This is a genomic window from Bradyrhizobium sp. STM 3561, from assembly GCF_045571455.1.
GTDB lineage: Bacteria > Pseudomonadota > Alphaproteobacteria > Rhizobiales > Xanthobacteraceae > Bradyrhizobium > Bradyrhizobium vignae.
In genome coordinates this window covers 2,678,717-2,698,003 of record NZ_CP120695.1, presented here as the reverse complement: position 1 = coordinate 2,698,003, position 19,287 = coordinate 2,678,717, and the positions used below count along the sequence as shown (strand labels likewise).

The window sequence follows — 19,287 nt, the reverse complement described above, 5'->3', positions numbered from 1 at the left end:
GCCATGATCACCGTCGCCACCAGCTATTTTTGGTACTTTAGCTACGACAGCTCGCTGGCGGCGGGAGGATCGCGCTCAATCTGACACATTGCAGCAAACGTCCGAACAAGCCGCCAGACCTGGCGGCTTTTTTATTGGCCGGCAGGTTTCCAACACAGACAGGAGCCCGCCGTGCTGAGCACGACCGACGATCTTCGTATCCGTGAACTGAAAGAACTGAGCACGCCGGAAGAGGTGATGCGGGAGGTTCCGCGCACGCTCACCGCAACGCGCGTGGTGATGGCCGCCCGCAACGCCATCCACGCCATCCTGAGCGGCCAGGACGACCGCCTGCTGGTCGTGGTCGGCCCCTGCTCGGTGCACGATCCCAAGGCGGCGCTCGACTACGCCGAGCGCCTTGCACGCCTGCGCGAAGACCTTGCCGACCAGCTCGAGATCGTCATGCGGGTCTATTTCGAGAAGCCGCGGACCACGGTCGGCTGGAAGGGCCTCATCAACGACCCCGATCTCGACGGCAGCTTCGACATCAACAAGGGCCTGAGGCTGGCGCGCAACGTGCTGTCGGCGGTGAACAATCTCGGCCTCCCCGCGGGCACCGAATTCCTTGATATGACGACGCCGCAATACATCGCAGACCTCGTCTCCTGGGCCGCGATCGGTGCGCGGACGACCGAGAGCCAGATCCATCGCGAGCTGGCCTCGGGGCTGTCCTGCCCGGTCGGCTTCAAGAACGGCACCGACGGCAATGTGCGGATCGCAGCGGACGCGGTGAAGTCGGCCTCGCATCCGCATCACTTCATGGCGGTGACGAAGCTCGGCCGTTCGGCGATCGCCTCGACCGCCGGCAACGAGGATTGCCACGTCATCCTGCGCGGCGGCAGCAAGCCGAACTACGATGCGGCAAGCGTTGCGGCCGCCTGCAATGAATTGACCAGATCCGGCGTCGCGCCGCTGGTGATGGTCGATGCGAGCCATGCCAATTCGAGCAAGAAGCCGGAGAACCAGCCGCTGGTGATGGCCGATATCGCTGGTCAGATCTCGGGCGGCGAGAGCCGCATCATGGGTGTGATGATCGAGAGCAACCTCGTCGCCGGCCGTCAGGACGTGGTGCCTGGCAAGCCGCTCACTTACGGGCAGAGCATCACCGACGGCTGCATCGACTGGGCGACCACGGCAACCGCGCTCGAGCAGCTCGCCGACGCGGTCGAGATCCGCCGCAACACCCAGCGCGCAGGGCGCCACGAACGGTCGGCCTGAGAAATGACGCGGCTAAGTTGGCTTGCTTACCTCTCCCCGCCGGGGAGAGGTGAAGCAATCAGCAGCCGCGGCAGATGCTCTTGATCTTGCGATCGAGCTCCGCATCTTCCTTGTTCGCGGGAGTGCTCGGATTGCTCAGATTCTTCTCACTCGGCACATCGGCCGCGCGCGGCTGGCGGTGGCCGACGGGCGCCGGCAACACCGTTCCCGGGCCGCCGCCGGATGTCGAACCCTTGGAGCCGCCTGTCTGTGCGACCGCAGCGCCGCCGAGCAAGACCACGAGCGATGCTGCCAGCATGATCTTTTTCATGTCCGCTTCTCCATTCTCCAACCGGCTCGCATTTCAGCCCCGCTCATCTTTCGGGCGGATAGAGATGAACATCGCCGCAATAATCCACGATACGATAGCGCGTTTCGGCTCCCGCTTCACGCGCATCGTCCGCGATATTTCGTGCCTCCGACACATAATTTGGTCCGACCGGTGATTTGCCGGCGCCGCCGGGAATATCGATGACGTAGTCAGGCTGACACAACCCCGACACCCGCCCGCGCAACTGCCGCATCAAATCCTGTCCCTCGGCCAGCGTCGTTCGCAAATGCCCGGTGCCGGGCGCGAGATCACCGTGATGCAGGTAGTAGGGCTTGATCCGGCATTCGACGAAAGCTCGCATCAAATTCGACAGAGCGGCGATGTTGTCATTGACGCCGCGCAAAAGTACGGACTGGCTCACCATGGGAATGCCGGCGTCGATGAGACGCGCGCAGGCGGCGCGCGCCGTTCCGGTCAGCTCCCGCGCATGGTTGGCATGTAGCGCGACCCAGGTGATGGCTCCCTCGACCTTCAGCGCCGCAATCATCTCCTCGCTGACGCGCGCGGGATCGGCCACGGGTACGCGGGTGTGAAGACGGATGATCTTGACGTGATCGATTGCCGCGAGGTCGGCCATGATCTCGCTCATCCGCCGCGGCGACAGCATCAGGGGGTCGCCGCCCGTCAGGATCACCTCCCAGATCTCGCCATGCGAGCGGATGTAGTCGATCGCCGCGCGATAGGCGCTGTCCGACAGCGCGTTCTCCTTGCCGGGCCCCACCATCTCGCGGCGGAAGCAGAACCGGCAATAGACCGCGCAGACGTGAACGAGCTTGAACAACACGCGGTCGGGATAGCGGTGCACGATCCCGGGAACCGGCGAATGCGGATGGTCGCCGATCGGGTCAGCGTTCTCGCCCGGCGTCAGGTCCAGCTCGGCTGCGGTCGGAACGAACTGCCGCGCGATGGGGTCATCGAGATCGGTCGTCTCGATCAGCTCGACCAGATCCGGCGTGATCGCCACGGCATAGCGCGCGGCAACGCGTTCGAGCGCCGGCAGCGCCGATGCGGGAGCCAGGCCCTCGGCCACCAGCTCGGCAGGCTCACGCAGAGTGCGTGCAAGATTCGTCTTCGTCATCTCTCATCCGCAGGCGGTGTCCACACCACCTGATCAATTCGTGTTGCGCCGCTCGCCAGCATGACCAGCCGGTCGAAGCCGAGTGCGATGCCACTCGCCTCCGGCATTGCGGCCACCGCAGCCAGAAAGTCCTCGTCGAGCGGATAGGCTTCGCCGTAGCGGCGCTGCTTTTCCGTCATCGATTCCGTGAAGCGTTTTCGCTGCTCCTCGGCATCGGTCAGTTCGCCAAAGCCGTTGGCGAGTTCGACGCCGCAGGCATAGACCTCGAAACGCTCGGCGACCCTCGGATCGCCCGCCTTCACCCGCGCCAGCGCCGCCTCTGGAGATGGGTACTCAAACAGAATGGTCAAACGCCCCTGCCCCAGACGCGGCTCGACATGCTCGACCAGAACCTTGCTGAAGATGTCGGACCAGGTGTCGTCGTCGGCCACACGCACCTTGCCGCGCGCCGCCTCGGCGAGCGCGGCACGGTTACCCTCGCCGCCCGAAATTGTCGACAGCAGGTCGATGCCGGCGAAGCGTTCGAAAGCGCCCGCCACCGTCAGGCGCTCCGGCTCGGCGAAGGGATCGGCAGTCCGGCCGCGGAAGGAGAAGGTCCCGATCCCGGTCGCCTGCGCCGCACGGGCGATCACAACGACGCAATCGGCCATGATGGTGTCGTAGGGAGCGCCTGCCCGGTACCATTCCAGCATGGTGAATTCGGGCAGATGCAGGTCGCCCCGCTCGCGGTCCCGGAACACCCGAGCAAACTCGAAAATCCGCGTCTCGCCTGCCGCCAGCAGCTTCTTACAGGCAAATTCCGGCGAGGTCCGCAGGTATCGGCTGGCCCGGCTGCCGTCGGGCCGCATGATCTCGGTCCGGGGGGCGTGCAGATGGGTCTCATTGCCCGGGGAGACCTGCAGGACCGACGTTTCGACCTCCACGAAGCCCTGTTCGGCAAAAAAGCCCCGCAAAGCTCCGGTCACGGCGCCCCTGGCCTGCAGGAACGGCCGACGGTCGAGGTGCCGCGAGGGCGACCAGAACGGCGAGATCGGCTTGTCCCCAGCCATTAACCGACTGCCCCAACCAGCAGCAAAGTGCTGGCATCCAACGGCAAAATCAGTATGTTGCGGCCCGAAACGGGCGCCGAAGTCCGATTTGAGGCCCCAAGTCCCCCATCAATTTGACCACGTCCTGGCTGGTGCCGGGGCAAGCAAGCAGGAAATACAGCTTTGAGAGTCATCGCCAGTTCTATTCGCAAGGGCAACGTGATCGAGCAAGACGGCAAACTTTATGTCGTCGTGAGTGCCGAGAACATCCATCCCGGCAAGGGCACCCCGGTCAGCCAGATCGAAATGCGCCGAATCTCGGACGGGGTAAAGATCTCCGAACGCTACAAGACCACCGATCAGGTCGAAAAGGCCACGATAGAAGAGCGCAACTACACCTACCTCTATGAGGATGGCGACGGCTACCACTTCATGAACCCTGAGACCTACGACCAGGTCCAGGTCTCCAAGGACGTCGTCGGCGACGCCGCCGCATATCTCCAGGAGAGCATGACGGTCAAGCTGTCCATGCACGACACCAACCCGGTGGCGATCGCCTTGCCGCAGCGCGTGACGCTGGAGGTGGTCGAGACCGAGCCCGTGACCAAGGGCCAGACCGCCTCCTCCTCCTACAAGCCCGCGGTTCTCTCCAACGGCGTGCGCACCACCGTGCCGCCGCACATCACGGTCGGCACCCGCGTGGTGGTGATGACTGAAGACGGCTCCTACGCCGAGCGCGCCAAGGACTGAGCGAGCAATCGAGGATCGGAACGAGTACCGCCGGGGGGCGAGGCAGTGGGCAGGAAGAGTTTCCGCTTCGTCTCGCTTCTTCTTGCGTCGCTGTCGCTCCTCATTGCCGCGCCGCTTGCTGCGGATGAATTCCGCAGCCCCTCGCTCACCGCCTTGCGCGTCGACTGGCGCGCGGCGCTCGACCAACTCCGTGTCGAGATCAACAGCCGCCCGCAGATAGCGGGCGACTTCATCTTCGCACCCCGCCGTTCGGTGCCGCGCTACGATCCGCGCGCGATGCCCGCACTGGTGCAGCTCAACGCGATCTCCTCGCGCTTTTTCACCGGCATTACCCGAAGTCCCGTGCCGGTGCTGCTGCCGTTCGATGCTGCCGCGTACCTCGAGGCGCAACGCAGCGGCGCGCCGGCGACGCTCGCGCTGTCGCGCTACCAGGCTGATTTCAATCCCGTCGACATGTTCGATGCCGGCCCCGCTGGCTACAGCGCGACCTTCTCGCTCGAGCCCGGCGCCGGCGAGGGCATGCCGAGCCGGGTGTTCGCAAGGCCCGTCGAGGTGCAGATCACGGGCTCGGCGCTCGTCTACGACATCGCCGATCCCTCTGGGGGCAAAGGCGAGCCAGTCAAGATGCTCGCAGCAATCTACCCGGATCTGCGCAAGTTCATCCGGGAAGGCTATGTTCGCTACGCCTTCACCCGTTTCGGGGTCGCCTATGTGGTGTCGATTCAGTGCCTCGACAGCGTTGCCAGGCCGCGGCGACTCGCCTGCAAGGAGGCCTATCCGGTTGCCGAGCGTTTCCTGAAGGCGCTGCGCGTCGCAGGCGGCCAGCGCATGCGGCCGCTGACGGACATTACCTCCAATGTCATCGATCGCCCCGCGGCGCGTTCGCCGGATTTCAGCTACAGGCCGAGCGGTGACATCATCCCGAACACCGGCTACCGCAAGCAGGGCGGCCATTCCGACACAATCGCGTATGCCCAGATCCGCTTTCCGCTGGAGAAGGCGCCCGCTTTCGTGCGTTCGCAATCCTATGGCAAGCGCGACAAGAGCGAAGGTCTGACCACCTATCCCTGGCGCGACAATTTCTGCGAGTCACGCAGTTTCGAGGTGTGGCAATGTGGTGGAGGCTACGGCCACCAGGGCGAGGACATCCGCGCCGCCGACTGCCCGCCGCCCGGTGAAGGCCGCGCGCCCTGCGATCCCAAGCAGCGCGGTGTCGTCGCCGTACGCGATGCGATCGTGATCCGCGCAGCCAAGGACCAGGCCGCGACGCTTCAAGTCAACAGCCGCACCGAGCACATCCGCTTCCGCTACATGCACATGAATCCGCAGGCGATGAACGCCGATGGCGTGCTCAATGGCCGTGTCGTCAGCGAAGGCGAGAAGATCGGCGTGATCTCGAATTATCTCGACCATCCTGCCGGCACGTCGATGCACCTGCATTTCGACGTCCAGGTGTTCACCCGCGACGGCTGGATCTGGGTCAGCCCCTACGTCACGCTAGTCTCTGCCTATGAGCGCCTGATCCACGCCCGCGGCCGCGAGGTCGGGCCGGACATTGCGGGAGCCTCGCAGCCTGTGGCGCATGCGCTGCCCGAAGACGTGCTCAAGCCGGACCTGCGCGAGGGATCGAGCGGCGAGGAGAATTGAGGCAATTCGCGCCTCACCGCGCAGCTTCCCGTCTCATGCACGCGCGGAACTGGCCGGATCGGCGTCAGGTCACCTCCAAAACATCGCGCCTTCTCTGGCCCCGGAATTGCTTGGCTCCCGCTGGGCAAACTGGAAGAAGGGAAGCACATGCGTTGTCTCACCACGGCAGTCGTTCTGGCCGTCGCATTGGCCGTGCCGGCTCATGCGGAGGAATTGACCGGTACACTGAAGAAGATCAAGGAGACCGGCGCGATCACGCTCGGGGTGCGCGACAGTGCCGTACCCTTCAGCTATATCGACGAGAAGCAGAAAACCATCGGCTATGCCATCGACATCTGCATGAAGATCGTCGAGGAGATCAAAGTCGAGCTGAAGCTGGACAAGCTCGCGGTCAACGAGAACCTGGTCACCTCGTCCAGCCGCATTCCACTGATGGCCAACGGCACCATCGATCTCGAATGCGGCTCAACGACCAACAATGCCGAGCGCCAGAAGCAGGTCTGGTTCACCAACACCCATTTCCTCACGGCAAGCCGCTTCGTGTCGAAGAAGGCTTCAAAGCTCGACCAGGTCGATGACCTCAAGGGCAAGGCCGTCGTCTCGGTCTCCGGCACCACCAACATCACCCAGCTCAACAAGGCCAATGCGGCCCGGTCGCTCGGGATCACCGTGATGAACGCCAAGGATGTCCCGGAGGCGTTCCTCATGGTCGAGACCGACCGCGCGCAGGCCTTCGTCATGGACGACATCCAGCTTGCGGCCATGATCGCCTCGGCGAAGGATCCGTCGCTCTATGCCATCAGCACCGGCGCTTTTTCCGATCCCGAACCCTACGGCATCATGCTGCGCAAGGATGACGTGCCGTTCAAGGCAGTGGTCGATCGTGCAACCGCAAAACTCTACAAGAGCCCGGAGATCGAGAAGATCTACAACAAATGGTTCATGGAGCCGGTGCCGCCCCGCGGACTGAACTTCCACGTACCGATGCCCGTCTCGATGAAGAAGTCGTTCGAGCACCCGTCGGACAATCCCGACCCCGCATCGTATGGGGGCTGACGAGAGAGCCCGCTCGATGCGTGGCCCGGATGAGAGAGACGTCCGGGACCTTCGCGACGACGGCCCCGGGCGTCGCTGCCTTCACCCGTGGGTAGCGTCAATCCAGATAGGTCGTGAGCTGCGCGCCTTCGTCCGCCACGAACACTGCGATCAATTCCGCAGGCTCCGTTGCGCTCGCGTTCGCCGATACGAGATGCGTCGAGCCCGGCGGCTCGAAGAACGACTGGCCGACGCCGAACGTCTCGACCGGACCGCCACCGAGTTGCGAGCGGATCTCGCCCTTGGTGATGTAGGCCGTAACCGAGCCCGCGTGACGATGCGGCCGCGAAAACCCGCCCGGACCATAGGACACACGCACGATGGTCACGCGCTTGCCCGGGACGTTCGGAAGCGCGTAGGAGCCGATCGGCTCGACCTTGTCGAGAGGCGAGCTCTCCGCTGCCGTTGCGCAAAGCGGGGTCAGCACGCCTGAGACGGTGTCCATCGTCACCGGCAGCGCTCTGCCGATCGCAAGCGCGCAGGCGAGCCCTGCGATGACGGCAAGCGCCGTCGAACGTGACGGCGCCGGACGCCGCGCGGCAGAAACACTCATGACTGTCATCGCGATCTCCCCTGTCTCCATCAGGATGCAGCGGCGGCGGCGGCGGCCGGCCGCATTGCAGGTGTCCAACGAAACGCCGCGCCAAAGCGGTTCCAGGCGTTGATGGAGACGACCGCCGACGTCAGGTACGCCAGCTCAGTCTCGGAGAATTCGCCAGAGGCTTCGGCGTAGACCTCCTCGCTGACGCCGTCGGGCAGACAGGTCAGCGCCTCGGCCCAGGCCAGCGCGGCACGCTCGCGCGGCGAAAAGATCGGCGCCTCGCGCCAGACCGCGACGAGGTGGAGCTTGTCGACGGGAACGCCGATCCGTTCCGACAGCAGGACATGGTGCTGCACGCAGAAGGCGCAGCCGTTGATCTGCGAGGCACGCAGCTTGACCAGCTCGAGCAGCTGCTTGTCCAGGCCGGCCTTGGCCGCAAGCTGGCCCAGAGCCAGCAGCAGATCATACACATCGGGCGCGATCTTCTTGAAATCCTCGTACTCGCTGCGGGCGTGTGACATTGCGATTCACCTCGTCTTATTATAAGTGTACTTACTTATTATAAGAGCTCTGATATGGCGCGCAAGACCGCTGCGACCGCAAGATCGAAAACCGCCCGCAAGACGCCAGCACGTGCCGACGGCGGCGCCGTGCATATTCCCGCGCCCGGCGAAGGCAAACGCGGCGAGCAAGGTTATCTCGGCTATCTTCTGCGCCAGGCTCACGCCGCGGTCCGGCTGAAGATGGAGCGCATGCTCGCCGATCTCGGCGTGACCTCACCGCAATTCGCGGTGCTGACGATGCTCAATGCCTATCCGGGCCTCTCAGGGGCCGATGTCGCCCGCCTCACCTTCCTGACCCCCCAGACCGTCGGCGTCATCATCCGCAATCTCGAACGCGAGGGCGCGATCGCGATGACGCCCCATCCGGTCCACGGCCGCATCCAGCAGTGGACGCTGACACCGCGCGGCGCCACGCTCCTGAAGGCGTGCCGGGAGCGGGTGATGCTGCTGGAGAAACGCTTGGCAAAAGGCCTCGATGACAAGGCGGAAATCACGATCCGGCGTTGGCTCGCCAACGTGGCAATCGAGTTGCAGAAGGAATAGAAGCGGGCAGCGTCTCAACCTTCATCGCATCCGGGACGAAGCCTGTGCCGCTGTCGAATGCCGCGGAGGCATGGCTCGCGGACGACAAAGCTTGTCGCTCAGTATTGGTTACCGATGCAATCTGAACGATCTCTAGACTGAGTGAGGATGCTCTAGCCACCCCGCAACGCATTTTTGACCTCGCCGTCCGGCCAGGTCTCATCGGCCGGGATCACCCGCACACGGCTTTGATCTGCGGTATTCACCAGCACGTGCGAACTCGTCCGCTCAGCGCTCCGCTCGAGACGCAAATCGGTTTCGGGCTTCCAGCTCAACGTGGTCGCGAGGTCCCCGGGAAAGATCTTCCATTGCGATCCGTCGTCGAGTTCGACGACATGGCTTTCCGCATGCGTGCGTATCTTCATTCCACCCCGAAATTTCGATGAACAGACTGCATCCCGGAAGCAGGCCCGGCCCCGCGGCCGAATCTTCCCGTCCTTCCTGGCGTTGAGGGAATGCGGGAGTGCGACACTTGTTCCGGTGGGAACGGCCGCGCAATCAGGCAGAATTCACGCGTCGTTGCTGTTCCGGGAACCGACTCACACGCGCCATCTTTCCGGCTAGAATGTGCACCATGAAACACGCTGATTCCCCGTCACGTCACACGCGCCGCGCCCTGCTCCAGTCGACGCTCGGCGCCGCCGCTTTGCTTGCAATCCCGCCGCACGCTCTCGCCTCGCCTCCGGGCTTCGACGAATGGCGTGAGAGCTTTCGTGCACGCGCGATGGCGAAAGGTATTTCCGGCGCGACATGGCAGCGCGCGATGGGGCGGGTCGAGCCGGACATGAGCGTGTTCGCGCAGATGCGCAACCAGCCTGAATTCCACGAGCAGGTCTGGCAATACATCAACCGCCGCGTCTCGGACTGGCGCATCATCAACGGCAAGATCGCGCTGAAGAACAACGAATCTTTGTTCGCCCGCATCGAGCGCGATTTCGGCGTCGAGCGCGGCACGCTGCTGGCGCTGTGGGGCGTCGAGTCCGCCTATGGCGATCCCCTGGTGCAGCAGAATCACATGAGGCCGGTATTTCCCTCGCTCGCAGCGCTGGCCTGGAACGAACCGCGCCGCAAGGCTTATTGGGAGACCGAGCTCATCAACGCGCTGCGCATCGTCGACAAAGGCTGGAGCACGCCGGAGGAGATGCGGGGATCCTGGGCCGGCGCGATGGGCCATTCGCAATGGATGCCGGAAGTCTGGCTCAATGTCGGCATCGACTATGATGGCGACGGCAAGGTGTCGCCGTTCGGCAAGCCCGATGACGCGCTGGGCTCGACCGCAAAATATCTCGTCAACCGCGGCAAGTGGCATCGCGGCGAACATTGGGGCTACGAGGTGCGCGCGCCCGGCAATATGAGCGGAAGCCGCACCTATGCGGCGTGGCAGGCGGCCGGCGTCACCCGCGCCGATGGCCATCCGTTTCCGCAGCCGAACGCATCCGCGCAGATGTGGACGCCTGTTGCGGGCGGACCAACCTTCCTGCTGGGGCCAAATTTCTATTCAGTGAAGAGCTACAACCCTTCCATGAATTATGCGCTGGCGATCTGCCATCTCGGCGATCGCTGCCTGGGAGCCCCACCCTTTATCCAGCCCTTCCCTGGCTCCGAGCGTGCACTGACGCTCGCCGAAGTACAGGAGATGCAGACGCGCCTGACCAAGGCCGGCTTCGATACCGGCGGCACCGACGGGCGCGTCGGCAACGACACGATGAAGGCGATCAAGGATTTTCAGCAGCGCGCCGGGATTGTGCCAGCCGACGGCTATGGCGGGCTGAAGGTGCTGGCGAAGCTGCGGCAGGGGTCGTAGCTACCTTGTCATTCCGGGGCTCGCATAGCCAGAACCCGGAATCTCGCGCTACAATCTCTGGATTCCGGGTTCGAGGCTTCGCCTCGCCCCGGAATGACCTCCCACATTCAGTGCCGGTACTGCGGCTCTTCCGCATCGAGCTGCCGGCGGATCGCGGCGAGATGCAGCCGCGCGGATTCGGAATCGCCCTCGCGCATCTGCCTGTAGGTCGCGGCCGCAATCGCTGGATCGACTGGCAGCACCTTGCGGCCCGTCGACATCGCCAGAACCTGCACCTCGGCGGCGCGCTCAAGATAATAGAGATCGTCCCAGGCTTCCGCGATGGTCGGCGCCAGCACCATCACGCCGTGATGCTTCATGAAGACGATGTCGGCATCGCCGACCGCCGAGGCGATACGCGCGCCTTCGCGATTGTCGAGCGCGAGGCCATTATAGTCCCGGTCGACCGCGGTGCGGCCATAGAATTTCAGTGCGGTCTGTCCGGCCCAGATCAGTGGATCGCCCTCAGTCATCGACAGCGCCGTTGCGTAGGGCATGTGGGTGTGGAAGGCGACCTTGGCGCGCGGCAAGCGCTTGTGCATCTCGGCGTGGATGTAGAAGGCGGTCGCCTCGGGTACGCCCTCGCCATCGAGCACGTTGCCGTGGAAGTCGCAGATCAAGAGCTTTGACGCCGTCAGCTCGCGGAAGGCGTAGCCATAGGGATTGACGAGGAAAAGATCGTCATGGCCAGGCACCACGGCCGAGAAGTGATTGCAGATTCCCTCTTCAAAGCCGTTGCGCGCGGCCATGCGGAAGCAGGCGGCGAGATCCTCACGCGCGGCGCGGATCGCGTCGGTGGCGAGGTCCGGCCGGTTGGACCGGAATGGCGCGGGCGCCGGTGAGGAAGCGTGAAGGCTGTGCGCCATGGCGAAGGATACCTCTGTCGGTCGGGAGCGGCTCCGAGTTGTACAGGGACGGCGCCTGCGCGTCAGCCCCTGCGACCGCTACCCTGCCCTGCGCGCCTCAGGCCCGCCGCGGCACCCCGCCCGCGTTCATGCCGCCATCGATGACGAGCTCGCTGCCGGTGACATAGCGCGAAGCATCGGAGGCGAGATACAGCACGCCGGAGGCGATCTCCGTGGCCTGGCCGGCACGGCCGAGCGGCGTGACGAGCCGCGCGCGCTCCTCCGGATCGATCGGAGCGTTCTGACCGGCGCCGGTCGCCCCCGTCGGCATCTTACCCCAGATCGGCGTGTCGATGATGCCGGGGTGAACAGAGTTGACGCGGATGCCATCGCCAGCAGCCGCGCATTCCATCGCGATCGATTTGGCGAACAGCCGCACGCCGCCCTTGGTCGCCGAATAGGCCGATAACCCCGGCGCGCCGCGCAGGCCCGCCAGCGAGGACATCATGACGATCGAGCCGCCGCCGGTTTTGCGCATCAGGGGCAGACAATGCTTCACGGAGAGAAACACGCCGTCGAGATTGATCGCATTCTGCTTGCGCCAGTCAGCGAGCGTCATGTCGACGATCGATGGCACGGAGATGCCGATGCCCGCATTGGAGACGAGCACGTCAAGCCGGCCATAGCGTTTGCCGACTTCAGCGACGATCTCGATCCAGCGCTCTTCGCTGGTGACATCCTGCTCCAGGAAGATCGCCTTGCCGCCTGCCTTGGTGATGCGCGTCGCGAGCTCGGGGCCTCGCAGCTCGTCAATGTCGGTGATGACGACCGTTGCGCCCTCGCGTGCGAACAGCTCGACGATCGCCTCGCCGATGCCGGACGCGCCGCCTGTCACCAGCGCAACCTTGCCCTCCACCTGCCCTGCCATGTTCACTCCCTTTTTTGTTGTTCGAGGCCGTTGTCATCTAATCACGGATGGCCCCTGATCCGGTAGCGCGACGTCGACGACGCGAAATTGCACGCGCTCGGCGCCCTGGTAGCGATCGACCGAGAGCGAGCCCGCGACATGCATCTGCTGGCCGCGATTGGCGAGCAGCGCATTGCCGAGCTTCTGGCCGACCGAACGGAATGCGATGCCGTTGACGATAGCGCCGTCGCCCGCCTTGAAACGCAGGCGCAGATGCGCTTGCCCGACCTCGTCGGCAAACACGAGTTGATGCGCCGGCAGCGCCAGCACCGGCTCCGGATTGCCGCTGCCGAAGGGACCGGCGCGGTTGAGCGTCGTCGCCAGCTCCGGCGTCACCGCACGCGCGGAGACCGCGCCGTCGATGTAGAGCTCGTTGACATGGCGCGCCTCGGCGACGTCCTGCGCCAGCGCAGTCTCGAGATAGGCGCGGAACTCGGCGAGCTTCTCCTTCCGCAACGTCACGCCCGCGGCCATCGCGTGGCCGCCGCCCTTGAGCAGAATGCCGTCGGCAACCGCCTGCCGCACCGCCTTGCCGAGATCGACGCCGGCGATCGAGCGGCCCGAGCCGGTGCCAATGCCGCCGGGCTCCAGCGCGATGGCGAAGGCGGGCCGCGAGAATTTCTCCTTGAGACGCGAGGCGACGAGACCGACGACGCCGGGATGCCAGCCTTCAGACGCCGTGACGATGACGCCGAGCTTGTCTTCGAGACCAATCGAGGCCAGTGCCTCGGCCTCGGCCTGCGCTTCCGCCGCCTGCTCGATCACGCGGCGCTCATTGTTGAGCCGGTCGAGCTCGGCCGCGATCCGCGCTGCCTCGACACTGTCGGCTTCGAGCAGCAGCCGCACGCCGAGATCGGCGCGGCCGATGCGGCCGCCCGCATTGACGCGCGGCCCCAGCATGAAGCCGAGATGCCAGGCCTCGGGCGGGCCGTTCAGGCGCGCTACGTCCATCAGCGCGGTATGGCCGATATGGTCGCGCCGTCGCATCGCGATCAGCCCCTTGGCTACGAAGGCGCGGTTGAGGCCGATCAGCGGCGCCACGTCGGCGACCGTGCCGAGCGCAACATGATGCAACATGCCGAGCAGATCGGGTTCGGGCATCTCGCTGCTCCAGAAGCCGCGCTGGCGCAGCTCGCGATTGACCGCGACCAAGGTCACCAGCACGAGGCCGACGGCGGCGAGGTGACCGAGGCCGGAGAGGTCATCGGGGCGGTTCGGATTGACCAGCGCGTCGACCTCGGGGAGATCAAGGCCGCATTGGTGGTGGTCGATCACCACCACGGACATGCCGAGCCGCTTGGCCTCGGCCAGCGGCTCGATGCTGGTGGTGCCGCAATCAACGGTGACGAGCAGCGTCGCGCCCTTCGCGGCGAGCGACTGCACCGCCTCAGTGTTCGGGCCGTAGCCTTCGAATATCCGATCGGGAATGTGGATCAGCGGATCAAGTCCGCAATGACGCAGGTGCCAGGCGAGCAGCGCCGCCGAGGTCGCGCCGTCGACGTCGTAGTCACCGAAGATCGCGACCTTCTCGCCTTTCGCCGCCGCATCGGCGATCCGCTTCGCGGCGGCCTCCATCTCTGTCACCGTGAACGGATCCGGCAGCAGCTTTCGGATGGTCGGATCGAGAAAATCGGGCACGGCCTCGATATCGATGCCGCGGCCGGCCAGCACCCGCGCCAGCAGCTCCGGCAGCCGGTGCCGCTGCACGATGGCGAGCGCCTGGGCCGCTCCGCGCCCGTCCAACCGGTCACGCCAGAGCTTGTCTGTGAACGAGCGCGCCACACCCAGGAAAGCCTGGGGCACTTCGATGGGCAAGGCGGTGGCGGGTGGCGTCATGACAGGAGGCAGGTTGATGGGAACTCGAAGGTCCAGGCGATCACGCGAACGCACGGTCCCTAGCTTCAAGGATTGGCCGGCAATCGGCCAGGATTTGCAACGGCCCGGCTACACAAAGCGGTGGATGGCCCGCCCAACCGGCCGGAGTGACTACCATTTAGGCATTCCGCGGAACGGCAAATTAAGCGGGCGTTAGGCGGAATCCTCGAAAAAGAATCGTATTCGATCTGTAAGTTGTTGTTCCGGGTTCATTGCAGATCAGACCACATTGCCTAGGGAAGTCCCCGATGTCTGCTGCGCCGGGTCTGAAAGCCAAGCCGATTGCCACCGAACCTACGGACGATGATTCCGACATCTCCGCGCTGATCAACCGCCTCACCGCGGAGGTCAACCAGATCGCGATCGCCAAGACCAAGTCGATCCAGCAGATCACCAACCAGATGAAGATGCTGGCGCTGAACGCGCTGATCGAGAGCTCGCGCGCCGGCGCGCAAGGCGCCGGCTTTGCGGTGGTGGCGCAGGAGGTGCGCGGCGTCGGCCAGCAGGTCGAGACCATCGCCCGCGAGCTCGAAACCCAATTGACGAAACGCACGGGCGATCTCGTCGCCTCGATCGAGCGCATGAGCCAGCGCTCCCGCGGCGAGCGGATGGTCGACCTGTCGCTCAATGCGATCGAGCTGATCGACCGCAATCTCTATGAACGCACCTGCGACGTGCGCTGGTGGGCGACCGACTCCGCCGTGGTCGATTGCGCGGCCTCGCCTGGCGCGGCGGCCGTCTCCCATGCCTCGCAGCGCCTCGGCGTGATCCTCGGCGCGTACACCGTCTATCTCGATCTCTGGCTCTGCGACCTCGACGGCAACGTCATCGCCAACGGCCGCGCCGATCGCTTCCGCGTCGTCGGCCAGAATGTCGCTCACACCAAATGGTTTCGCGAGGCGCGATCCTTGCACTCCGGTGACGACTATGTCGCCGGCGACGTCGAGAACCAGCCTCTGCTCGGCAATGCGCAGGTCGCGACCTATTGCGCCAGCGTCCGCGCCGGCGGCCAGGCCGGCGGCGCGCCGATCGGCGTGCTCGCCATCCATTTCGACTGGGAGCCACAGGCCCGCGCCATCGTCCAGGGCGTCCGCGTCGGCGATAGCGACAAGGCGCGTGTGCTGCTGGTCGATTCGAATTTGCGCGTGATCGCGGCCTCCGACGGCCAGGGCATCCTCACCGAGCGCATCTCGATCTCGCTGAACGGCCAGCGCTCCGGCTTCTATCACGAACGCACGGGTACGCTGGTCGCGTTCCATGCGACCCCGGGATACGAGACCTATCGCGGGCTCGGCTGGTACGGCGTGATCATCTGCGCGGCGTGAGGCGAGAGGCCGCCATCTCGCCTGCCCGATCAAAACTCGCGAAAACAACCCCATGCACAGTAGCTTGAAGTTTGTTTTCATTGGTGTTTTTTAAAGCCTTCGTTGCCGCCTCGCCTCCACCAAGACGCTTTGACACGTCGGGCAAAACACTGGCAATCTATCATCATCGCAGGTTGCGCTCACGGCCCGAGGGAATGATGCCCTTGCGATCCGATTTCGTGACGTCACAGCCCAGCTTCTAAAGCATTTTCCGGCAAGGCACGTCGGTTACAGGCAAGCGCCTGCGCCAAGGGTCGGATAGAGTCGCTTCGCATTACGTTGATCGACGCGAGAAGCGTGAGTTCCTTTTGGCCTGCATCGTCTCGCGCTCCGAAATAACGAGGAGACATGCCATGAAAATCGTCGTGATCGGCGGAACTGGATTGATCGGATCCAGGCTCGTGGCGAAGCTCAAACGGCAAGGCCACGACCCGGTGGCAGCCTCGCCGAAATCCGGCGTGAACGCCGTGACCGGCGAAGGTCTCGCGGCCGCCCTGGCTGGTGCTGATGTCGTCGTCGACGTCGCCAACGCGCCGTCCTGGGAGCCGGCCGCCGTGCTCGATTTCTTTCAGCGTTCGAGCAAGAATCTCGTCGCGGCAGAGGCTGCAGCGAGCGTGAAACATCACGTGGCGCTCTCGATCGTCGGAACCGACCGCTCACCCGACAACGCCTACTTCCGTGCCAAGCTGGCGCAGGAAACCATCATCAAGTCCGCCTCGGTCCCCTACTCGATCGTGCGCGCCACCCAGTTCTTCGAATTCCTCGGGGCCATCGCCGACGCCGGTGTGATCGACGGAAAGATCGTCGTTCCCACAGCTCAGTTTCAGCCGATCGCGGCCGATGACGTCGTCGATCGCCTCGCGGAGGTCGCGACCGGCCGGCCGCTCAACGGCACGATCGATATCGCTGGCCCTGAGAAGGCCCCCTTCAATGAATTCATCGCACGTCGCCTGAAGGCGTCCGGCGACACACGTCCCGTGATCGGAGATCCGACGGCGCTGTATTACGGCGCCCCCATCGACGACACATCGCTGAACCCGCTCGGTGAGGCGCGGCTCGGGACGACGTCGCTCGCAACATGGCTCGTGAGCCTCTGAGGCTCCGTCGGTCCTGCCATTACTCCAGCTGCAGCAGAGGGAAATCCCATGCGGAGATTGTTGATCGCAACGGCGGTTCATGCCGCGACCGTCCTGACCGCCCATGCGGCCGAGCCCGCCGCTCCATCGGCGAAGGTGTCGGTCGTGTTCGACCAGGCGCTGCCGAACGTCCCCGGCAAGAGCATGAAGGGTGTTCTGGTCGAGTATGGTCCCGGAGGCTCCTCGCCGGCCCACATCCACGCGCCCTCCGCCTTCATCTATGCCACGGTCCTGGAAGGCGCGATCCGCAGTCAGGTCAATGACGGCCCCGCAAAAGTCTTTCACAAGGGAGAGAACTTCTTTGAAAAGCCCGGCGACCGCCATGCCGTCAGTGCCAATGCCAGCGACACCGAGCCTGCGAAGCTGCTTGCCGTGTTCGTGGTGGATACAGCCGACAAGGAGCTGACGACGCCGATCGCAAAGTAGCAGGGATTGACCATGTCGCGTTGCTGCGCGCAATGACCATGTCATCCTGGCGGCGCAGCGGCGTGTCAGCATAGACAATGATCAACTCGCCGCGACAAATGCCGCCAGAGAAGGCGCTCGCAGTGATCGTCATCGATTGCCGACAGATGCAGTGCCCCATCCCATCGGTCCACCAAAGTTTCGTATCCTCTGGTCCGCTCGATCGGCGCGACAAACGGCAGATCCGCCTTGGACACCTTCTCGAGATTGAAATTAGCGTGACGCCGCGGCTCCGAAGCGGGTTGGAAATGTCGAGTTCATAACTCCATGTGCACGATCTCGATAGGCTCGCCACCAAGACCGTGGGAGAAATAGCCTCTTCCTGTGCTTCGGAAGCCGCACTTTCGGTAGAAGCCTTCGGCATTGATCGTCGCTTCGAGTCTTATCGGTCCGTTGTGGCCCAACCGCGCCTGGGCGATACCGATTTCGAGCAGACGCCGGCCGATTCCAGACCCCGCGGTTTCGGGCAAGACAAACAGCCTGGTTACCTCGCCGGGTTCGGCGTCGACAAATCCGACCGCAACGCCGTTTCGCAAGCATATGGTCATTCGTCCCCTGGCGATGAGCTCCTCATAAAACGCCGGCGTGCGCTCACCCATCCAGTTCTCCAGCTGCGCCCGCGAATAGGAGGCCGCTGCAAGGCCGCGGATCGATGCCAGAGTGATGTTGAAAACCGTTGCAGCGTCGTCGCATCGAGCTGCCCTGAAGCAAAAGTCGCCGTCGAGTAACATGAGAGGTGGGCTCCGGGAGTAGCCTTATCGGGTCAGCAGATTTGGATTGATAGCAATCCATGGCGGAGTCAATCCGGACGTGATTTTCTCTGCAGCGGGATGCGGCCGACAAGCCGTCGGCGATAGCCATCGCGAATCCCGCGTCAGCCCGAACCATCCACGAACGCGACCTGCGTACCCTTCGAGACGCTGGCTGCGACACGCTCTGCATCCCAGTTGGTGAGACGCACGCAGCCGTGCGACTGAACCTTCGAAATCTTTCCCGGCGATGGCGTTCCGTGAATGCCGTAGCCTTCGGCGGAGAGGTTGATCCAGACCGTTCCAACCGGATTGTTCGGACCGGGATTGATTTTGAAGGGCCTGTGGGAACGAACATCCTTGAAGTGGTAGGCGGGATTGTAGCGGTAGGTCGGATTTCGGCTGATCTCCGTGACCTTGAACGTACCCGAGGGCGACGGCTTCTCCTCGCTGCCAACGGTCGCGGGATAGAACCCGATCAGCACGTTCGATTTGTCGAACAGCTTCACCGTCTGGCGCCGCTTGTCGATCTCGATCCTGTCGGCCTTGGTGGGGGGCGCAGCGCTTCCGCCATGGGTGCTGTCCACCACGACGATGGTCTCGCCGGCGCGGTCAAATTGCCGGCCGGGGTTCAGCGCCGCCAGGAGCTGCTCGCTCATGTGAAATTTCTCGGCCAGTGCTTCGCGCGGACTGGTGAAGCTGAGCTTCGGGATGCCCTTCATCTCCTCCATCCTCGATGGCAGCTTGCGCAGGAACGGGCCCGCGACATCCTGCTCGGCGACGGTGTAGGTCATCGTCGCCGGTCGATCGTCCGCCCGCAGCGCCTTCCAGACCTCATCCGTCAGAGCGTCCGAACTCGGCAATTGCTGCGCTTCCGTATAGGCCCGGAGCGCCTTTCTGGCATTCTCGCCGAACCTGCCGTCGATCTCGCCGGGCGAGAAATGCGCCCTATCCAAGAGAACCTGCAGCCGCACCCCCGCCGGGGTGGGCTTGTCGTTCGAGAGAGTCGTCTTTGACGGTTCGGCGGAATTGATGGCGTCCACGGTCATCTCGGCGCCAAACGCCGGCAATGCCGCCAAGGCGAAGACAAGAAAGATGCAAATCTGCCCCGCTTTCGTCAGCGACATTGCCA

The 19,287-nt window shown here is 64.3% G+C and carries 20 protein-coding genes; 9 read left to right on the top strand and 11 right to left on the bottom strand.

The features are described from left to right. The first annotated feature begins 171 nt into the window (after window positions 1–171). Window positions 172–1,257 carry a 3-deoxy-7-phosphoheptulonate synthase gene (locus tag P6U28_RS12495; RefSeq protein ID WP_122403355.1) on the top strand — a complete coding sequence of 362 codons (1,086 nt, stop codon included), beginning with the start codon at window positions 172–174 and terminating at the stop codon, window positions 1,255–1,257. Between the two features lie 58 nt (window positions 1,258–1,315). Here P6U28_RS12495 and P6U28_RS12490 read toward each other — a convergent pair whose 3' ends face one another. Genes P6U28_RS12490 through epmA form a run of 3 tightly spaced genes read right to left on the bottom strand, consistent with a single transcriptional unit; the run spans window position 1,316 to window position 3,754 of the window. Beyond that, window positions 1,316–1,567 (bottom strand): hypothetical protein, encoded by a 252-nt coding sequence (locus P6U28_RS12490; RefSeq protein WP_122403356.1) that lies wholly within the window; start codon window positions 1,565–1,567, stop codon window positions 1,316–1,318. Window positions 1,568–1,610: 43 nt separating this feature from the next. Next, the gene (locus P6U28_RS12485) at window positions 1,611–2,705 is read right to left on the bottom strand and encodes a lysine-2,3-aminomutase-like protein (protein WP_122403357.1); all 1,095 of its coding nucleotides are present in this window, start codon (window positions 2,703–2,705) and stop codon (window positions 1,611–1,613) included. Beyond that, window positions 2,702–3,754: an EF-P lysine aminoacylase EpmA gene (gene epmA / locus P6U28_RS12480; RefSeq protein WP_122403358.1), complete on the bottom strand. Its 1,053-nt coding sequence runs from the start codon at window positions 3,752–3,754 to the stop codon at window positions 2,702–2,704. The genes P6U28_RS12485 and epmA overlap by 4 nt, the downstream gene beginning before the upstream one ends. Window positions 3,755–3,916: 162 nt before the next feature. Here epmA and efp point away from each other — a divergent pair, with 162 nt between their 5' ends. The 3 genes from efp to P6U28_RS12465 all read left to right on the top strand — a co-directional run bounded on the left by efp (window position 3,917) and on the right by P6U28_RS12465 (window position 7,186). Beyond that, window positions 3,917–4,483, top strand: a complete 567-nt coding sequence (efp, locus tag P6U28_RS12475; protein ID WP_024337831.1) for an elongation factor P — start codon at window positions 3,917–3,919, stop codon at window positions 4,481–4,483. 45 nt (window positions 4,484–4,528) lie between these two features. After that, window positions 4,529–6,130, top strand: coding sequence for a peptidoglycan DD-metalloendopeptidase family protein (locus P6U28_RS12470; protein WP_129145688.1), 1,602 nt, complete (start codon window positions 4,529–4,531; stop codon window positions 6,128–6,130). 147 nt (window positions 6,131–6,277) lie between these two features. Next, window positions 6,278–7,186, top strand: coding sequence for an amino acid ABC transporter substrate-binding protein (locus P6U28_RS12465; RefSeq protein ID WP_122403360.1), 909 nt, complete (start codon window positions 6,278–6,280; stop codon window positions 7,184–7,186). Window positions 7,187–7,283: 97 nt separating this feature from the next. On the opposite strand, the gene P6U28_RS12460 is transcribed toward P6U28_RS12465, so the two are convergent. Both P6U28_RS12460 and P6U28_RS12455 read right to left on the bottom strand, forming a co-directional pair. Continuing rightward, window positions 7,284–7,787, bottom strand: coding sequence for a cupin domain-containing protein (locus tag P6U28_RS12460; RefSeq protein ID WP_122406687.1), 504 nt, complete (start codon window positions 7,785–7,787; stop codon window positions 7,284–7,286). A 20-nt stretch (window positions 7,788–7,807) separates the two neighbouring features. Next, entirely contained in the window at window positions 7,808–8,287 is a 480-nt protein-coding gene (locus tag P6U28_RS12455; protein ID WP_129145686.1) for a carboxymuconolactone decarboxylase family protein, read from the bottom strand. Between the two features lie 54 nt (window positions 8,288–8,341). Here P6U28_RS12455 and P6U28_RS12450 point away from each other — a divergent pair, with 54 nt between their 5' ends. Continuing rightward, a complete protein-coding gene (locus tag P6U28_RS12450; RefSeq protein ID WP_122403362.1) occupies window positions 8,342–8,872 on the top strand; it encodes a MarR family winged helix-turn-helix transcriptional regulator in 531 nt (176 codons plus the stop codon). Between the two features lie 152 nt (window positions 8,873–9,024). Here the strand turns inward: P6U28_RS12450 and P6U28_RS12445 are convergent, their stop codons facing one another. Next, window positions 9,025–9,276 carry a hypothetical protein gene (locus tag P6U28_RS12445; protein ID WP_122403363.1) on the bottom strand — a complete coding sequence of 84 codons (252 nt, stop codon included), beginning with the start codon at window positions 9,274–9,276 and terminating at the stop codon, window positions 9,025–9,027. A 209-nt stretch (window positions 9,277–9,485) separates the two neighbouring features. On the opposite strand from P6U28_RS12445, the gene P6U28_RS12440 reads away from it, so the two are divergent. Further along, window positions 9,486–10,715, top strand: coding sequence for a lytic murein transglycosylase (locus P6U28_RS12440; protein WP_122406688.1), 1,230 nt, complete (start codon window positions 9,486–9,488; stop codon window positions 10,713–10,715). 107 nt (window positions 10,716–10,822) lie between these two features. Here P6U28_RS12440 and P6U28_RS12435 read toward each other — a convergent pair whose 3' ends face one another. The 3 genes from P6U28_RS12435 to recJ form a co-directional block, all read right to left on the bottom strand. Further along, a complete protein-coding gene (locus tag P6U28_RS12435) occupies window positions 10,823–11,620 on the bottom strand; it encodes an aldolase (protein ID WP_122403364.1) in 798 nt (265 codons plus the stop codon). A 97-nt stretch (window positions 11,621–11,717) separates the two neighbouring features. After that, window positions 11,718–12,527 (bottom strand): SDR family NAD(P)-dependent oxidoreductase, encoded by an 810-nt coding sequence (locus tag P6U28_RS12430; protein ID WP_162500290.1) that lies wholly within the window; start codon window positions 12,525–12,527, stop codon window positions 11,718–11,720. 33 nt (window positions 12,528–12,560) lie between these two features. Continuing rightward, window positions 12,561–14,402 (bottom strand): single-stranded-DNA-specific exonuclease RecJ, encoded by a 1,842-nt coding sequence (gene recJ, locus P6U28_RS12425; RefSeq protein WP_122403366.1) that lies wholly within the window; start codon window positions 14,400–14,402, stop codon window positions 12,561–12,563. A gap of 287 nt (window positions 14,403–14,689) precedes the next feature. On the opposite strand from recJ, the gene P6U28_RS12420 reads away from it, so the two are divergent. The 3 genes from P6U28_RS12420 to P6U28_RS12410 all read left to right on the top strand — a co-directional run bounded on the left by P6U28_RS12420 (window position 14,690) and on the right by P6U28_RS12410 (window position 17,367). Beyond that, window positions 14,690–15,766, top strand: a complete 1,077-nt coding sequence (locus P6U28_RS12420) for a methyl-accepting chemotaxis protein (RefSeq protein ID WP_122403367.1) — start codon at window positions 14,690–14,692, stop codon at window positions 15,764–15,766. A gap of 392 nt (window positions 15,767–16,158) precedes the next feature. Further along, window positions 16,159–16,902, top strand: a complete 744-nt coding sequence (locus tag P6U28_RS12415) for an SDR family oxidoreductase (protein ID WP_122403368.1) — start codon at window positions 16,159–16,161, stop codon at window positions 16,900–16,902. 48 nt (window positions 16,903–16,950) lie between these two features. Beyond that, window positions 16,951–17,367 carry a cupin domain-containing protein gene (locus tag P6U28_RS12410; protein ID WP_122403369.1) on the top strand — a complete coding sequence of 139 codons (417 nt, stop codon included), beginning with the start codon at window positions 16,951–16,953 and terminating at the stop codon, window positions 17,365–17,367. A gap of 296 nt (window positions 17,368–17,663) precedes the next feature. Here P6U28_RS12410 and P6U28_RS12405 read toward each other — a convergent pair whose 3' ends face one another. Both P6U28_RS12405 and P6U28_RS12400 read right to left on the bottom strand, forming a co-directional pair. Further along, entirely contained in the window at window positions 17,664–18,137 is a 474-nt protein-coding gene (locus tag P6U28_RS12405) for a GNAT family N-acetyltransferase (RefSeq protein ID WP_122403370.1), read from the bottom strand. 143 nt (window positions 18,138–18,280) lie between these two features. Then, window positions 18,281–19,282 carry a L,D-transpeptidase family protein gene (locus tag P6U28_RS12400; protein WP_122403371.1) on the bottom strand — a complete coding sequence of 334 codons (1,002 nt, stop codon included), beginning with the start codon at window positions 19,280–19,282 and terminating at the stop codon, window positions 18,281–18,283. Between the last annotated feature and the right edge of the window lie 5 nt (window positions 19,283–19,287).

Bases quoted from the DNA above. Each gene is read 5' to 3' on its own strand.
- P6U28_RS12490 (WP_122403356.1), bottom strand. From the start codon at position 1,567: ATGAAAAAGATCATGCTGGCAGCATCGCTCGTGGTCTTGCTCGGCGGC.
- P6U28_RS12420 (WP_122403367.1), top strand. From the start codon at position 14,690: ATGTCTGCTGCGCCGGGTCTGAAAGCCAAGCCGATTGCCACCGAACCT.
- P6U28_RS12455 (WP_129145686.1), bottom strand. From the start codon at position 8,287: ATGTCACACGCCCGCAGCGAGTACGAGGATTTCAAGAAGATCGCGCCC.
- P6U28_RS12400 (WP_122403371.1), bottom strand. From the start codon at position 19,282: ATGTCGCTGACGAAAGCGGGGCAGATTTGCATCTTTCTTGTCTTCGCC.
- epmA (WP_122403358.1), bottom strand. From the start codon at position 3,754: ATGGCTGGGGACAAGCCGATCTCGCCGTTCTGGTCGCCCTCGCGGCAC.
- P6U28_RS12450 (WP_122403362.1), top strand. From the start codon at position 8,342: ATGGCGCGCAAGACCGCTGCGACCGCAAGATCGAAAACCGCCCGCAAG.
- P6U28_RS12410 (WP_122403369.1), top strand. From the start codon at position 16,951: ATGCGGAGATTGTTGATCGCAACGGCGGTTCATGCCGCGACCGTCCTG.
- P6U28_RS12415 (WP_122403368.1), top strand. From the start codon at position 16,159: ATGAAAATCGTCGTGATCGGCGGAACTGGATTGATCGGATCCAGGCTC.
- P6U28_RS12435 (WP_122403364.1), bottom strand. From the start codon at position 11,620: ATGGCGCACAGCCTTCACGCTTCCTCACCGGCGCCCGCGCCATTCCGG.
- P6U28_RS12440 (WP_122406688.1), top strand. From the start codon at position 9,486: ATGAAACACGCTGATTCCCCGTCACGTCACACGCGCCGCGCCCTGCTC.
- P6U28_RS12460 (WP_122406687.1), bottom strand. From the start codon at position 7,787: ATGACAGTCATGAGTGTTTCTGCCGCGCGGCGTCCGGCGCCGTCACGT.
- recJ (WP_122403366.1), bottom strand. From the start codon at position 14,402: ATGACGCCACCCGCCACCGCCTTGCCCATCGAAGTGCCCCAGGCTTTC.
- P6U28_RS12465 (WP_122403360.1), top strand. From the start codon at position 6,278: ATGCGTTGTCTCACCACGGCAGTCGTTCTGGCCGTCGCATTGGCCGTG.
- P6U28_RS12445 (WP_122403363.1), bottom strand. From the start codon at position 9,276: ATGAAGATACGCACGCATGCGGAAAGCCATGTCGTCGAACTCGACGAC.
- P6U28_RS12485 (WP_122403357.1), bottom strand. From the start codon at position 2,705: ATGACGAAGACGAATCTTGCACGCACTCTGCGTGAGCCTGCCGAGCTG.
- P6U28_RS12405 (WP_122403370.1), bottom strand. From the start codon at position 18,137: ATGTTACTCGACGGCGACTTTTGCTTCAGGGCAGCTCGATGCGACGAC.
- P6U28_RS12430 (WP_162500290.1), bottom strand. From the start codon at position 12,527: ATGGCAGGGCAGGTGGAGGGCAAGGTTGCGCTGGTGACAGGCGGCGCG.